14 protein-coding genes are annotated in these 13574 nt (G+C 61.5%); 3 read left to right on the top strand and 11 right to left on the bottom strand.

Features of this window, described 5'->3' with window-relative positions; translation table 11 throughout:
- Positions 1-14: 14 nt before the first annotated feature.
- From KW824_RS07665 to tapM, 4 genes are read right to left on the bottom strand one after another with little or no spacing between them, the layout of a single operon-like run.
- Complete coding sequence (locus KW824_RS07665; protein WP_042649570.1) at positions 15-542, bottom strand: pilus assembly protein PilP; 528 nt, start codon at positions 540-542, stop codon at positions 15-17.
- A 2-nt stretch (positions 543-544) separates the two neighbouring features.
- Entirely contained in the window at positions 545-1144 is a 600-nt protein-coding gene (gene tapO, locus KW824_RS07670; protein WP_218409449.1) for a PilO family type IV pilus biogenesis protein TapO, read from the bottom strand.
- Positions 1141-1710: a PilN family type IV pilus biogenesis protein TapN gene (tapN, locus tag KW824_RS07675; RefSeq protein ID WP_218409450.1), complete on the bottom strand. Its 570-nt coding sequence runs from the start codon at positions 1708-1710 to the stop codon at positions 1141-1143. The genes tapO and tapN overlap by 4 nt, the downstream gene beginning before the upstream one ends.
- On the bottom strand, positions 1698-2759 hold the full coding sequence (gene tapM, locus KW824_RS07680; RefSeq protein ID WP_371316603.1) for a PilM family type IVa pilus assembly protein TapM: 1062 nt from the start codon (positions 2757-2759) through the stop codon (positions 1698-1700). The genes tapN and tapM overlap by 13 nt, the downstream gene beginning before the upstream one ends.
- A 297-nt stretch (positions 2760-3056) precedes the next feature.
- Here tapM and KW824_RS07685 point away from each other — a divergent pair, with 297 nt between their 5' ends.
- Positions 3057-5546 carry a penicillin-binding protein 1A gene (locus KW824_RS07685; RefSeq protein ID WP_041205207.1) on the top strand — a complete coding sequence of 830 codons (2490 nt, stop codon included), beginning with the start codon at positions 3057-3059 and terminating at the stop codon, positions 5544-5546.
- A gap of 56 nt (positions 5547-5602) precedes the next feature.
- Here the strand turns inward: KW824_RS07685 and oxyR are convergent, their stop codons facing one another.
- The 3 genes from oxyR to KW824_RS07700 all read right to left on the bottom strand — a co-directional run bounded on the left by oxyR (position 5603) and on the right by KW824_RS07700 (position 8245).
- Positions 5603-6499 (bottom strand): DNA-binding transcriptional regulator OxyR, encoded by an 897-nt coding sequence (gene oxyR, locus KW824_RS07690; RefSeq protein ID WP_005329937.1) that lies wholly within the window; start codon positions 6497-6499, stop codon positions 5603-5605.
- A 163-nt stretch (positions 6500-6662) separates the two neighbouring features.
- A complete protein-coding gene (locus KW824_RS07695; protein ID WP_218409452.1) occupies positions 6663-7310 on the bottom strand; it encodes a DsbA family protein in 648 nt (215 codons plus the stop codon).
- A gap of 74 nt (positions 7311-7384) precedes the next feature.
- Positions 7385-8245 carry a Vmh family MBL fold metallo-hydrolase gene (locus tag KW824_RS07700; RefSeq protein WP_218409453.1) on the bottom strand — a complete coding sequence of 287 codons (861 nt, stop codon included), beginning with the start codon at positions 8243-8245 and terminating at the stop codon, positions 7385-7387.
- A 125-nt stretch (positions 8246-8370) separates the two neighbouring features.
- Here KW824_RS07700 and KW824_RS07705 point away from each other — a divergent pair, with 125 nt between their 5' ends.
- The gene (locus KW824_RS07705; protein ID WP_218409454.1) at positions 8371-9273 is read left to right on the top strand and encodes a LysR family transcriptional regulator; all 903 of its coding nucleotides are present in this window, start codon (positions 8371-8373) and stop codon (positions 9271-9273) included.
- 47 nt (positions 9274-9320) lie between these two features.
- Here KW824_RS07705 and KW824_RS07710 read toward each other — a convergent pair whose 3' ends face one another.
- The 3 genes from KW824_RS07710 to KW824_RS20995 form a co-directional block, all read right to left on the bottom strand.
- Entirely contained in the window at positions 9321-10103 is a 783-nt protein-coding gene (locus KW824_RS07710; protein ID WP_218409455.1) for a BPSS1780 family membrane protein, read from the bottom strand.
- A 39-nt stretch (positions 10104-10142) separates the two neighbouring features.
- A complete protein-coding gene (locus KW824_RS20990) occupies positions 10143-10757 on the bottom strand; it encodes a fimbrial protein (protein WP_256351299.1) in 615 nt (204 codons plus the stop codon).
- Between the two features lie 79 nt (positions 10758-10836).
- Positions 10837-11109, bottom strand: a complete 273-nt coding sequence (locus tag KW824_RS20995; RefSeq protein ID WP_232092357.1) for a hypothetical protein — start codon at positions 11107-11109, stop codon at positions 10837-10839.
- 210 nt (positions 11110-11319) lie between these two features.
- Between KW824_RS20995 and KW824_RS07720 the strand changes: the two genes are divergently transcribed.
- A complete protein-coding gene (locus KW824_RS07720) occupies positions 11320-12147 on the top strand; it encodes a M23 family metallopeptidase (protein WP_218409456.1) in 828 nt (275 codons plus the stop codon).
- A gap of 66 nt (positions 12148-12213) precedes the next feature.
- Here the strand turns inward: KW824_RS07720 and KW824_RS07725 are convergent, their stop codons facing one another.
- Positions 12214-13551 carry an MATE family efflux transporter gene (locus tag KW824_RS07725; protein WP_218409457.1) on the bottom strand — a complete coding sequence of 446 codons (1338 nt, stop codon included), beginning with the start codon at positions 13549-13551 and terminating at the stop codon, positions 12214-12216.
- Positions 13552-13574: the final 23 nt, after the last annotated feature.

Consider the following 13574-nt stretch of genomic DNA (forward strand, 5'->3'; position numbering starts at 1 on the left):
CTGCTCATCCCTGATCATAGTTTTGCGTCGAGATTGGCCATGGCCAGCTGAGTTTCTCGGGTGACCCAGCATCCTTTGCCATCCGGTACCGTTTCCATCAAGTCAACATGAGTATTCGTTATCTTGATGACCCTGCCCTGATCCAGTCCCATGTACTGATTGAGCCCCACACGCACGGCTTGCCCGTCCGGGGTCCTGATCAGCGCCCATAACTGTCCCTGCTTGCCGATGGATCCCTTCATGCTCAAACTGGCCAGCGAATAGCGCTCCAGCACCTCCTTCTCCCGATTCGCCACTATCTGGGCGCAGTCCGGCTTGGTCTTCGCATCCACTCTGGAACTGGTCTCTGGTTGCGGTTCAATGAAGGGGCTGCGTTGATCGCTGTGCTGATAGGCCATGGGGGAAAAGGGTTTTATCTCCGGCAAGGGTTCGATCGGGATGGGTTGCCTCGCCTTGGTTTGTTGTACGTACTCGTCCATGTCTTCCTGCCCGCCGCAGGCCGTCAACAACAGCACCGGCAAGAAGAGTCCTATCACTCTCATGCTCATGGCTTCTGCTCCAGGGTTTTACCGTTGTATTTGTAGGTCTTGGCCTGCATGGACATGCCTATCAATTCGCCCTGATCCCGGCTTTGATTGAGCTGAAACGAATCCAAGATGACGATGCGCGGCAATGCAGCCATGTCAGCCGTGAACTTGCCAAGCTCGTGATAGGTGCCCACCACCTCGATGCGCATGGGAAGTTCGGTCGAGAATTCGTGTTTGACCTCTGCTTCCCAGTTAATCCTGTTCAATTTGAGCCCGTTGTCGGTGGCGATAAAGCTGATGTCATCCAGCAGCCCTGCCACTTCATGGGTGTTGGGCAGCTGCTTGAGCTGGGCATCCACCAAATGCTCCAGTTGCACCATCTGCTTCCGGTATGCCTCCAGGTTGGCAGCCAGCATGGCCTTGCTCTCGAATTGGGCCTTCAGTTCCTGCTCTTTGACGGCCTCCTGCCGCAAGGCCGTCAGGGAATTGGCAATCACATAGTAGTAGATGGCCCCCCCCAGCAAGGCACAGCAAAACAGGATGAAGATCCCCTTGGCAACCTTGGGCCAACGCGCGATGTCATTGAGATCCAGGTCATTGAACTGTTGCAGGTTCATTTTTTCCCCTTAGCCGCGGCCGGAGCGACGCCGGCAATTTGGAACATCATGGAGAACTGGCTGAGGGCCACGGGCGCCACATCCGCAGTGAAAATAGTGCTGAGCTGAGACTGCCCCAACCAGCCCGAACCATCGATGCGCCTCATCATGCTGGCAACCCGGCCATAGGCTTCAGCCTTGCCGTTGACATCAATTCTGTTGGCCTGCAAGGCCAGGGTATTGAGGTAGACGCCGTTGGGCACCAGCACGGGGAGCTGGTTGAACAGGCGTACCGGTATGTTGCGTCTTGTCTGCAACTGCTCGATAAGCTGCATCCGGTCGATCAGTTCCTTGCGACGCTCCTTGAGCAACCGGATCTCGCCAAGCTGGGTATCGAGTGTGGCCATCTCCTGCAGCAGACGCTGGTTGCGCTGCTGCTGATACCCGATCTGCTGCTGCACCAGCCAGTCGACGGCAAAGGCAAGGGAGGCCGTGGCCGCGAGGAACAGACCGATCATGATGCCAAACTGTTTCTTCTGACGCTGGGCCTTGGCCAGTCGCCAGGGCAGTAGGTTTATATTTGACATGGTGTGAAGCTCCGCAGTGCCAGACCGAATGCCGCCATGTACTTGGCTCCATGGATGAGGCCTCCTTCTCCCTTCGGCTTGCCAAACAAGGCAAAGGGGTCGGGATGCAGGACGTCACAGTTGAGCTCGCTGCCTATCTGCCCGACGAGACCAGGCAGCAGGCTGCCCCCTCCCGTCAGAACCAGTTTTGACAGCTCCTTGTTGCCCGACGAACTGCAAAATAGCTGCACATTACGCTTTACCTGCAACACCAGGGTGTTGAGATGAGGCAACAACACATCCACCTCATGGTCGGCAGGCAAGCGACCCTGTACCTTGGCAAGCTCCGCCTCATCCAGACTCATGCTGTAAAAAGAGGCCAGGGCCTGGCTGTATTGATCGCCACCGAAATTTTGCAGACGAGAGTAGACGACCTCCCCCTTGAGCAGCGCGGCAAAGGTCATGGCACTGGCGCCGATGTCGACGATACCGACCGGCTTGTCCCAAGTTTTCAGCTCGGGCCGACAGGCGAGCACGGCACGCCCCAGCGCATGGGCACCCACATCCACCACCATGGTCTTCATATCGGCCTCCATCAGCGCACTGACCCGGCCGTTGACGCTCTCGGTGCGCGCCGCACTCAGCAGCACCTCCTGGCGGCTCTCATCGGCCGTCAGGCCGAGGATCTCGAAATCCAGGCTGACCTCATCGAGGGGGAAGGGAATGAGCTGTTCTGCCTCCAGGTGAACCTGGTTCTCCAGTTCGTTCTCGTTGATGTTGGCATCAACCTGGATGACCTTGGTGATGACATTGGAGCCCGTCACGGCCGTGGCCACGAGCTGACAGTCCCCTTGTATGAGCCGCTTGAGCGACTTGAGGGACTGACCGACCCGTTCAATGTCCTGCAGTTGATAATCGACCAGGGTGCCCTTGGGCATGGGGATCTCGGCAACCGATTCGAGATGCACCTTGCCAGGACGTCCGCTGAGGGTGACGGCCTTGATGGTTTGACTGCCAAAATCAATGCCCGCCAAGGAGAGGAGGGATCCCTTACTTAATAGCCCAAACATATACACATCCATGCGTTATTGGGTTTTAGGACTTATTGTAGGACAGTGCATCACGACGTGATGACTTAACTCAATATAATGCTCTATCTATCAATGTCATAAAGTTTATGTCAAAAGTTGACGCGCCTCTCCTTTCGGCCTTGATTGCGGCCCCCTTGGTAATTGCGTCCTGGAATGCTACCCTCCCGCCTCTTCTCGAGGTCGATGTCCCCGGACAGGAAAACCTCGAATCCGCGAGGGTAAAAAGGCTATACTCTGCGCCCGTTGGCTAATTTTAAGACGATTGGTAGTTCTTCCATGCTGAAATGGCTCGTTCGCCTGTTTATTGTCATGATGCTGGGTGCAGTGCTGGGTGTTGCCAGCCTCATCGGCATCTACTTCTACATCAAGCCCCAGTTGCCGGATGTGAGCGCCCTGCGCGATGTCAAACTGGCCACTCCGATGAAGGTGTACAGCCGGGACGGGGAACTGATCTCCCAGTTCGGCGAGATTCGTCGTATCCCGTTGCGGTTGGATGAAATCCCCCAGCCCATGATAGATGCGGTGCTCGCCACCGAGGATGCCCGTTTCTATGAGCACCCGGGCATAGACCCCATCGGCATCATCCGGGCCGCCACCGTCTGGGCCGTCTCCGGCCAGGCCCGCCAGGGCGCCAGTACCATTACCCAGCAGGTTGCGCGCAACTTCTTCCTGAGCAACGAGAAGACCCTGGTGCGCAAGATAAAGGAAGTGTTCCTGGCCTGGCGCATCGAGCAGAATCTCTCCAAGGATGAGATCCTCACCCTTTATCTCAACAAGATCCCCCTCGGTTATAGGGCATTCGGGGTCGGCGCCGCCGCTCAGGTCTACTTCGGCAAAGACGTCAAGGATCTGACCCTGGACGAGATCGCCATCATCGCCGGGTTGCCGAAAGCCCCCTCTATGCTGAACCCCATACGTTCGCCGGAGCGTGCCTTTGCGCGCCGCAACGTGGTGCTGGGTCGCATGCTGGAGACCGGCAAGATCACCCAAGCCCAGTTTGACGAGGCCTCCAAGATGCCGGTCAAGGCCCGTTACCACGGCGCCGAGACGACGCTCAATGCCCCTTACCTGAGTGAGATGGTGCGCCAGAAGATGGTGGAGCAGTTTGGCGAAGATGCCTACACCATGGGGCTGCACGTCTACACCACTGTCACCGCCAAGCGCCAGCGTGCCGCCCACCAGGCGCTGCTGGACGGCGTCTTCGACTATGACACCCGCCACGGCTATCGCGGCCCGACCGCCCTGCTGTGGAAGGCCGGGGAAACGGCCTGGGACTACGACCAGATCATGGCCCACCTGGCCAAACAACCGACCTACCAGCCTCTGATGGCCGCCGTGGTCACCAAGGTCGGTGACAAGAGCGCCACCCTGGTGCTGAAGAATGGCAAGCAGGCCGAACTCGGCTGGAACGGCATCAAGTGGGCCCGAACCTTCATCACCGACGATCGCCAGACCTATCCACCTAAATCGGCACGGGACGTGCTGAAGGTCGGCGCACAGATCTGGGTGCGGGAGAAAGGGGAAGAGCTGCTGCTCTCCCAAATCCCTGACGTCAACGCCGCCCTGGTCGCCATGAACCCGCAGGACGGTGCCATCGAGGCCCTGGTCGGCGGCTTCAGCTTCGAGATCTCCAAGTTCAACCGGGTCGATCAGGCTCGCCGTCAGGTCGGCTCCAACATCAAGCCCTTCCTCTATGCCACCGCGCTGGAGCAGGGCTATACCCTGGCGTCCCTCATCAACGACGCCCCGATCAACCAGTGGGATCCCGCCAAGGGCCCCATGTGGCAGCCCAAGAACTCGCCGGCCATCTATGAAGGCCCGACCACATTGCGCCTTGGCCTCGCCAAGTCCAAGAACGTGATGTCGGTCCGGCTGATGCGCGCCATCGGGCTGGATACCTATATCGATGGCCTGACCCGCTTCGGCTTCGCCCGCGAGCATATCTCCGCCAATGAATCCCTGGCTCTGGGTGCCGCCGAATTCACCCCGCTGGAAGTGGTGCGTGGCTACTCCGTGTTGGCCAATGGCGGCTTCCAGGTGACGCCTTACTTCATCACCGAAGTGACCGACAGCTTTGGCACTCCCCTGTATCAGGCCAATCCGGCCGCCGCCTGCCGCGACTGCGGTGTGCTGGCCGCAGCCGGGCTCGACAGCGCCGATGCCTACGCCAATACCGTCCCTGACTGGAAGGCCCAGTGCCCGATTGACCCTGTGGTGCCCAACAACATGGCGCCCCAAACCATCAGTGCCCAGAGCGCCTTCCTGATCACCGACACCCTGACCACCGCTATCTGGGGTGGCAATGGCTGGCGTGGTACCGGCTGGCGCGCGGCCCGTGACCTCAAGCGTCACGACATCTCGGGCAAGACGGGGACCACCAACGAATCGAGGGATGCCTGGTTCTCCGGTTACACTCCGAATCTGGTGGCCACCTCCTGGATCGGTTTTGACAACCACCAGCGCGGTCTCGGCCGGGCAGAATTCGGGGGCGGTGCCGCCCAGCCCATCTGGATCGACTTCATGAAGACGGCCCTGCAGCAAGTGCCAGAGCGCAAGATGCCGGTCCCCGAAGGGATCATGCAGGTACGCATCGATCGGGAGACAGGTCTGCTGACCAACCGTGCCGATGGCGCCAGCATGGAGGAGTTCTTCAAGGAAGGCACTGAACCGACCCGCTATGCGAGCCAGCTCTCCGATGGCAATCAGGTCTACGGCGGCGATGGTTCCAGCAGCGATGGCCCCGTCTCCACCGACGACATCTTCTAAGCTGCCCCTTGAGGCAAAAAAACCGGCGCTCTGGCGCCGGTTTTTTTATCTGCCCTTCAGCCGAGCAGCCCTTTCATCAGGGCTGAGATGCGGGAGGCCAGTTCATTGAAGCAGGGGCGGCGCACCGAGTAGTGGCGATAGAGCAGGGAGATGGTGCGCCCCGGTACCGGGTCTATCACCGGACGATAGCTGACACCCCTCTCCTCGGCGTTGGCGGGCACCGCCAGCTTCGGCACCAGCGTCATGCCGCTGCCGGCCGCCACCATGTTGCGCAGGGTCTCGAGACTGGTGCCCTTGAAGCGCTGATCCTCGCCGATGCCGGCGGCAAAACAGAATCCCAGCGCCTGCTCCCGCAGACAGTGGCCATCGGCCAGCATCAGCAATTTTTTGCCCTTGAGATTGTGCAGTGGCACCGCCCTGGCACTGGCTTCCGGATGATGCTGGGGCACCGCCAGCCACATAGGCTCCTGATAGAGAGGGATGGAGCCAAAGCCGTCCATGCCCTCCAGCTCGGCGAGCACCAGGCAATCCAGCTCCCCCTCCTCCAGCCGCTTGAGCAACACCTGGGTCTGCTCTTCGTAGAGATAGAACTCCAGCTTGGGGAAGTGCTCCCGCAGATCCTGAATGATGTGGGGCAGCAGATAGGGACCCACGGTGGGAATGAAGCCGATGTGGATTTCGCCGGACATGGGCTCGGCGAAGTGCTGGCCTATGCTCTTGAGCTCGCGCACCTCTTTGAGCACCTTGCGGGCCTGCCGGGCCATGGCATCGCCGGCCGGGGTAAACAACACCTTGCGGGAGGTGCGCTCGATCAGGATCACCCCCAGCTCATCTTCCAGCTTGCGCAGCTGGCCGCTCAGGGTCGGCTGGCTGACGAAGCAGCGCTCCGCCGCCTTGCGAAAATGTTTCTCCTCTTCCAGCGCTACCAGGTACTCGAGATCGCGAAGGTTCATAGGTACTGCATCCTGCCAATCAAAGAGGCCGTTAGCATGCCCAAGAACGGTGCGGGGGACAAGGGAAGCCCGAAACGGGGAGCGCTCTCCCCTGCCCCGCTCACCCGACATGCCCTCTGCCGTGACCCTGAGGGCCGATGCGGCAAACCAGGGCATGCCCGGATCAGGCCGCCATCAGGGCGGCGAGATGGCTCACGAAGGCTTGCGGCTCCCCCAAGAATGAGGAGGCGGGCTGCGGGATGAGACTTCCCCCCCGCATCAGCCCGAGAGTCGGGAACCCCTGCCCGCCGAGCCGACGCAGCCAGCCCTGGCTTTGGGCCAGATGCCCTGCGAGATCCACTTGACCAAAGGCCAGGGCGAACGCCTCCGGCGTGATGCCCTGCTCCTGCGCCAGCCGCGCGAGATGGGCCTGGTCACCGACCCACTGACCGTCAAGGTAATGGGACTGCTGAATGCGATGCAGCAGGCTCAAGCCATCACCACCCAGCTCGGTGACCGCCAGTATGGCCCGGATGGGGGGCTCGGAGTCGAGCAAGAGGCCGTCACTGAGCAAGAGTTCGTTGAAGTAGCGCTCACCGAAAGGCTGGCCGGTCAGGGCCTGGATCCGCTCGTCATGGGGGCGGACATGGTCCCTCAGGGTCTGGCCCATCTGCTGGCGGCGCGAGCCCAGCCAGAGGCCGCCCGCATGCAGCGCGATCTGCAAATCCGGGATCCCGGCCGCGGCCTCGAGCAAGGGGGCGGCGCCATAGCACCAGCCACAGAGGGGGTCATAGACATAATGGAGGGTGGTTTGCTGTTCGCTCATATTCATTCTCACTTCAATCTTGGATAAAAAACCGGGCCCTGGGGCCCGGTAAAAAAACACAGGGAAAAGGACTCAGGCCATTACCACTTCATCTCGCCCATGTTGACCTTGGCACCGATGGCCAGACCATCGTCAACCGGCAGGGACGGGAAGGTCTTCTTCAGGCCGTCGATCAGCTGATCGCTGTTCTTGGCAGTGGCCAACGCCTGCTCGAAGCGCTGGACGTAGTCACGGGTAAAGGTCACGGCGGCAGTGCCTTTGGGTGCGGAGCCCAGGAAGTGGCCAGGTACCACGAGCTCGGGTTTCAGAGCCAACAGGTTGTCCAGCGCCTTGACCCAGTTGCTGCGGGCCGCCTTGGTCTGGCTGTCCGCCATCCAGACGTGCACCCCGCTGTATACCGGCACGCCGCCAAACACCGTCTTGATGGAGGGAGCCCAGAGGAAGGCATTCGGGGTGTTCATCTCCTTGATTTCAATCTTCTCGCCATCCAGGGTCAGGTGGGAGGCAGTCATCACCTGCGGCACGGTCAGACTCTTCGGTGCGCCCTTGCCCAGGATCGGGCTCCAGTAGCTCAGCTTGGCATCCTTGGTCTGGTTGATATGGTCAACCACATGCTGGTCGGCCAGCACTTTGACATCCGGGAACGCCGCCATGACGGGCTCCAGACCGAAGTAGAAGTCGGGGTCACCGGCACTGATATACACAGTGGTCAGTTTCTTGCCGCTCTTCTTGATCATCTCGACCAGCGCCTGACCATGTTGCACGTCGAACTGGGCATCGATCAGGATGGCCTCTTTGTCACCGGTCACCAGTGAGGAGGAGACCGGGAAGATCGCCTTCTCACCAGGGTTGTAGACGGTCACATTCAAGGGGGCGGCCAGCGCGGCACCACTCAGCAGGGTGGTCGCCAGAGTCAAGTTGCGGATCAGGGTGTTGTTCATCATCTATTCCTCATTAAGATTCGGGGGTTCATTTGATGGACACAGTGTATTGGATCGCCTAAGTTGCAAATACAGCGTAAAAAGCGCATCACTGTTGCACATATCGAACATATAGAGAGCCATAGATGGATCGACTGACCGCATTGCGGGTCTTCGTCAGCGTTGTCGAGCAGGGGAGTCTGAGCGGCGCCGGAGAGAAACTGGAGATGTCCCGCGCCATGGTGTCACGCTATCTGGCCGAGCTGGAGCGCTGGATGGGGGCCAGACTGCTGCACCGCACCACCCGCCGTCTGAGCCTGACCGGGCCGGGGGAAGAGGCACTGAACCGGGCTAGGGCCATGCTGGCGCTCGGCGAGGAGATGGAACAGATCGCCGTGAAGAGCGATGACGCCCCCAAGGGGCAACTGCGCATCACCAGCAGCTACTCCCTCTCAGAGGCCCTGCTGGTCAAGGCGGCGGGCGACTACCTGGCTCGCTACCCCGGTACGGCCATCGACATCCTGCTGCTGGACAGAACCGTCAACCTGGTGGAAGAGCGGATCGATCTCGCGGTGCGCATCACCAACGATCTGGATCCCAACCTGGTGGCGCGCCGCCTCGGCACCTGCCACTCCGTCGTCTGCGCCAGCCCCGCCTATCTGGCCCACCATGCGCCTTTGCAGCAGGTGCAGGATCTGGCCCTGCACAACTGCCTCACCTATACCTATTTCGGCAAGAGCCTGTGGGAATTTCAGGGGCCCGAGGGCCCGGAGTCCGTGCCAGTGAGCGGCAACCTCAGCGCCAACATCTCCAACCTGCTGCTGGCGGCGACCCTGGATGGGGCGGGGATCAGCCTGCAACCCGCCTACTCGGTGCAGGCCCACCTGGAGAGCGGCGCCCTGGTGCCCCTGCTGACCCAGTGGCAACCCAAGCAGCTCGGCGTCTATGCCGTCTATGGCACCCGCAAGCAGATGTCCCCCCTGCTGCGCAGCTTCCTCGACTTCCTGATCGCACGCATGGCGGTCGATCCCCTGTGGCAGGCCCGCTGAGAGCTCATGAAAAAGGGGCCTGTCGGCCCCTGTCATCCTGTGTCGGCTTATGCCTCGAAACCAAACGCCTTGACCGGCGGCTCGCCGTCGTCGGCAGCCTCCTCGTCCACATAGATGTCGCGATAGGCGGCGTAGAAGGAATAGTTGATGGCCGGCAGCACCACCAGCAAGCCCACCAGCATCAGCAGCGCACCAAAGAAGATCAACACGGCCCCCAGCAACCCCCACCAAAGGAAAGGCCACATATTGCTCAAGCAACCCTTGAAGCTGAGCCTGGCCGCCTGCCAGACCCCCACGCCGTGGAAGAAGATGAGGGCGGGAGCGAAGGTGATGGCCATCAGCACAGGCACCAGCAAGGCCAGCCCCAGCAACAGACAGAGCAGGAATCCCTGCGCCTGTTCTGGCGTCAGGGTCAGGGTCTCCGGATCCTGGGAGAGCAGACCGGTCAGGCCCCACTGATGCAGCATGAAGGCGCAGATGAGCAGTATCCCCATGAACAGGGCGAGCACCATCAGCCCCCCCAACATCAACGGGGTCAGCCGGTGACGGAAACCGGCGAAGAAGTCGGCGAACTGCAGGGGCTGGCCCTCATGACCCCGGCGGGCCACCGCCACCCAGCCGGCGCCCCACACCATGTAGAGCAACTGGGAGATGAAGCCCCCTGCCGGCAGCTGTTCCAGCAACATGCCCACCAGGAACCAAATCACTATCATGGCCACACTGGCGCCCATGCCCCTGTTGAAGATATCGAACCCGGTGCGGATCCAGATCCAGCCCTGCCCTATGGTGTGGCGTTTGGGTTCGCGGCGCAGGGCGCTGTCACTGTTCATCATTGACCTCGTCGAAAATAGCAGCAGAAAACCCTGTCATCAGGGCACGCTCACCGTGACCATGATGGTGCCCGTGTAAGAACCGGTGCGCACCACCTGACCCGGCAACCGGGTCGGATACAGCCTCACCTGATATTGGGTGTTGTGGCTGGCCGCCGAGTAGGGTACCGCGATGGCAGTATCAAATGGAATAGGAGTCAGCGTATCCTGCTCGACCATGCCCACCCCGACCCCGGCCAGGCTGGTGGTGATGAAGCGATTCTGGCTGCTGAGCCCCCCCCCGAAGCTGTATTGCAGCGGCACCAGATAGTCACTCGGGATCTGGCTGCAGGTCACGCTCACATTGACGCTGCGCGGGGCATAACCCCTGGGTATCTCCCCCTCGACGAAGGCACTCTGCGCCACGGCGCCGAGATCGATGGGAATGCTGGTGCCGGCCGGGAACTGGCAGGTCGGTGTCGAGGTGACGCTGATGTTCATCGCCAGGGTGCTGAAGGCATTGACCGGGCTGGTGTCGGGTACACTGGCTCGGCACACGAAGAGGTGGGCGACGGTGCCGTTGAAGGTCTGGGTACCCATGACCCCCTTGAGCAGCTTCAGGGTATAACGGCCGCCATTCACGTTGATTCCCCCCAGCAGGGAGACATTCAGCAACCCACCGACACAGGCACTGAGCAGCCCTGTGGTCGTGGCGCTGAAGGGAACTTCCTGGTATCCCCCTGCCGCATTGAACTCAGTTTTGAGGCCAAAATAGGGATTGAGTTTGATGAGGGGTGCCCAGAGGATCGGAGACGGTGGGCAGGTTGGTGGTCCCCTGGTAATAGACGGTCACAAACAGCCCCACCGAGATCCCGGTGCAATCACAGGTAGCCGTGCCCGTGGTCGAGAAGGCGGTGGGACCGCTGGTTTCTCCGGACTGATAGAGGGTACTGGTGGTGATGGGGCCGGTCGCCACGAAGGGACTGGTGCACTGGCCATTGACGGCCCGTGCTTCGCCCGCCCACAAGCTCCCCAGCCAGTGCCTTACTGCCTGCCGTCATAGGTGCCATTCAAAGACACCTTTAGTGACACATTAGTAAATAGCATGGAATTCTCAATCTTGCCGTGCGGCACAGTCTCCTGTCCAGCGCCATGGCGCGCGGTGACGGACAGCCGGGCAAGAATGTGGCATCATTTTCCCCCTTTTTATCTCACCGCCTTGTTCGATGGAGCCACCATGCGCCACCTGTTCTTCCTTCTCATGTTGCTCGGCAGTCCTGCTCTTCACGCCGAATCCAGCTTTATCAGCCGTCTGCTCAGCCACCCGGTGCCGGGAGGCGTGGCCGTGGTGCAACTGGGAGACGGCGCCAAGGCGCCCGCCGTCCGGTATCAGGACAAACCCGTCCTGGTGGTGCAGGAAGAGGGCAAGCGCTGGATCGCCATCGTCGGCATCCCGCTCAAGAGCCAGCCCGGCCCCCATCAAGTGACCACGAACGATGGCCGCACCTTGAGCTTCACGGTCGGCAACAAGCACTATCGTGAGCAGCACATCAAGCTCAAAAACACCCGTCAGGTCAATCCGCTGGCCGAGGACATGGCCCGCATCAACCGGGAACTGGCCGAGCAGACCCTGGCCTACCAGACCTTCAGCCCCACCCAGCCCAGCAACCTGCTGTTCGACAAGCCGGTCCAGGGGCCCCTCTCCAGCCCGTTCGGGCTGCGCCGCTTCTTCAACGGCGAGGAGCGCAACCCCCACTCCGGCCTCGACTTCGCGGTCGGTGCCGGCACCCCCATCAAGGCACCGGCCGCCGGCAAGGTGATCCTGATCGGCAACTACTTCTTCAACGGCAATACGGTGTTCGTCGATCACGGCCAGGGGCTCATCAGCATGTTCTGCCACATGTCCAAGGTGGACGTGAAGCTGGGCCAGAGCCTGCCCCGTGGCGGCATCGTCGGCCGGGTCGGCGCCACCGGCCGCGCCACCGGTCCCCACATGCACTGGAACGTCAGCCTCAACGATGCCCGCGTCGACCCCGCCATCTTTATCGGCGCCTTCAAACCCTGATCCGGGCAGGATGAAACGAAAAAGGCAGCCCGGGCTGCCTTTTTCGTTCATGGAGAGGGGCGCTAGTCACGGGGCTGCGGCATGCTGCCCGGCCTCCTTGCTCATGGCCCGCCACATCACCAGTACCAGCAGGGTGCTGCAGGTGGGCAGCGCCAGCCAGACCCCGGCCACGCCCCACTGGGAGGAGAAGCCCCACAGGAAGCCGCCGATCAGCACCAGCTTGCCCCCGGTGAGCAGGGAGGCGATGCGGGCCCGGTTGATGGCCTGGAAATAGGTGGCCCCCACCAGCAGCAGCCCCTCCATGGGCAGGCCCCAGAAGTAGAGCCAGATGCCGAGGCTGGCCACCGGCAAGAGGGCCGCGTTGTCGCCGGCAAAGAGATAGACCACCCCCTCGGGCCAGAGGTAGAGCGGGATCATGCCGCACAGCGCCACCGCCAGGGTCACCCCCAGCGCCAGGTTGCGTACCCGCAGTACCCGAGCCCAGTTACCCGCTCCGGCGTTGAAGCTGGCGATGGGCTGGATGCCCATGGCGATCCCCTCGAAGATGAGATAGAAGAAGGCCTCGCTGTAGCTGATGACGCCGTAGGCGGCCACGTGCAGGGAGCTGCCGACTGACAGCAGCGCCTTGTTGTGCAGCGCCAGCACCACCGACAGATAGAGGTACATCAGAAAACTCGACACCCCGAGTCGCAGCGTCTCCCCCATCAGGCGCCAGTCTGGCACCAGAGTATCCCAGCGGATGCGAAGCTGGCTGCGGGAGGTGAAGAAGTGCCACAGGCAGAGGCCGCCGGTCACCGCCTGGGAGAGCATGGTGGCGATGGCCGCCCCTGCGAGGCCTAAGGGGATCACCGCCATCAGCAGGTAATCGAGCAGCACGTTGAGCACGCCGCCCCCCACCAGGATCCAGGTGGTGAGGCCGGGCCGCCCGTCGTTGCGCAGCAGGGCGGTGAACGCCATGGAGAGCACGGCAAAGACCCCGAGCCAGGCGTACCACTGCAGGTAGGCGAAACCGGCGTCGAAGATGACCCCCTCGGCCCCCATCCAGGTCAGCATCTCCCTTCCGTACCGGATGCCGATGAAGGCGAGCAGCGCGGAGGCGATGAGCACCATCACCAGCGCATTGCCGACGATGTGGCGCGCCTTTGCCTGCTCCCCCTTGCCCAGATAGAACGAGGCGAGCGACGAGGAGCCCATGCCGATCAGCGCCCCCACCGCATAGAGCACGGCGCAGATGGGGTAGGCCAGCATCATGCCCGCCAGACCGTCCTGACCCAGGATATGGCCGACGAAGATGCCGTCTATGGTGACATAGATGCCAGTGACCAGCATGGCGGCCACCGTCGGGGTGACATAACGCAGGAAGAGCCGGGAAAGGGGGGCCGTGCCCAGATCGACAGAGGACATAAATTGCTCAACGGAGGGAAACG

This window comes from Aeromonas sp. sif0611 (assembly GCF_019218845.1).
Classification (GTDB): domain Bacteria; phylum Pseudomonadota; class Gammaproteobacteria; order Enterobacterales; family Aeromonadaceae; genus Aeromonas; species Aeromonas media.

Excerpts from the sequence above, each read along its gene's own strand:
- KW824_RS07695 (WP_218409452.1), bottom strand. The coding sequence starts at position 7,310 with ATGAATATGAGCGAACAGCAAACCACCCTCCATTATGTCTATGACCCC.
- KW824_RS07725 (WP_218409457.1), bottom strand. The coding sequence starts at position 13,551 with ATGTCCTCTGTCGATCTGGGCACGGCCCCCCTTTCCCGGCTCTTCCTG.
- KW824_RS07700 (WP_218409453.1), bottom strand. The coding sequence starts at position 8,245 with ATGAACAACACCCTGATCCGCAACTTGACTCTGGCGACCACCCTGCTG.
- KW824_RS07705 (WP_218409454.1), top strand. The coding sequence starts at position 8,371 with ATGGATCGACTGACCGCATTGCGGGTCTTCGTCAGCGTTGTCGAGCAG.
- KW824_RS07665 (WP_042649570.1), bottom strand. The coding sequence starts at position 542 with ATGAGAGTGATAGGACTCTTCTTGCCGGTGCTGTTGTTGACGGCCTGC.
- KW824_RS07720 (WP_218409456.1), top strand. The coding sequence starts at position 11,320 with ATGCGCCACCTGTTCTTCCTTCTCATGTTGCTCGGCAGTCCTGCTCTT.
- tapO (WP_218409449.1), bottom strand. The coding sequence starts at position 1,144 with ATGAACCTGCAACAGTTCAATGACCTGGATCTCAATGACATCGCGCGT.
- tapM (WP_371316603.1), bottom strand. The coding sequence starts at position 2,759 with ATGTTTGGGCTATTAAGTAAGGGATCCCTCCTCTCCTTGGCGGGCATT.
- oxyR (WP_005329937.1), bottom strand. The coding sequence starts at position 6,499 with ATGAACCTTCGCGATCTCGAGTACCTGGTAGCGCTGGAAGAGGAGAAA.
- tapN (WP_218409450.1), bottom strand. The coding sequence starts at position 1,710 with ATGTCAAATATAAACCTACTGCCCTGGCGACTGGCCAAGGCCCAGCGT.
- KW824_RS07710 (WP_218409455.1), bottom strand. The coding sequence starts at position 10,103 with ATGAACAGTGACAGCGCCCTGCGCCGCGAACCCAAACGCCACACCATA.
- KW824_RS07685 (WP_041205207.1), top strand. The coding sequence starts at position 3,057 with ATGCTGAAATGGCTCGTTCGCCTGTTTATTGTCATGATGCTGGGTGCA.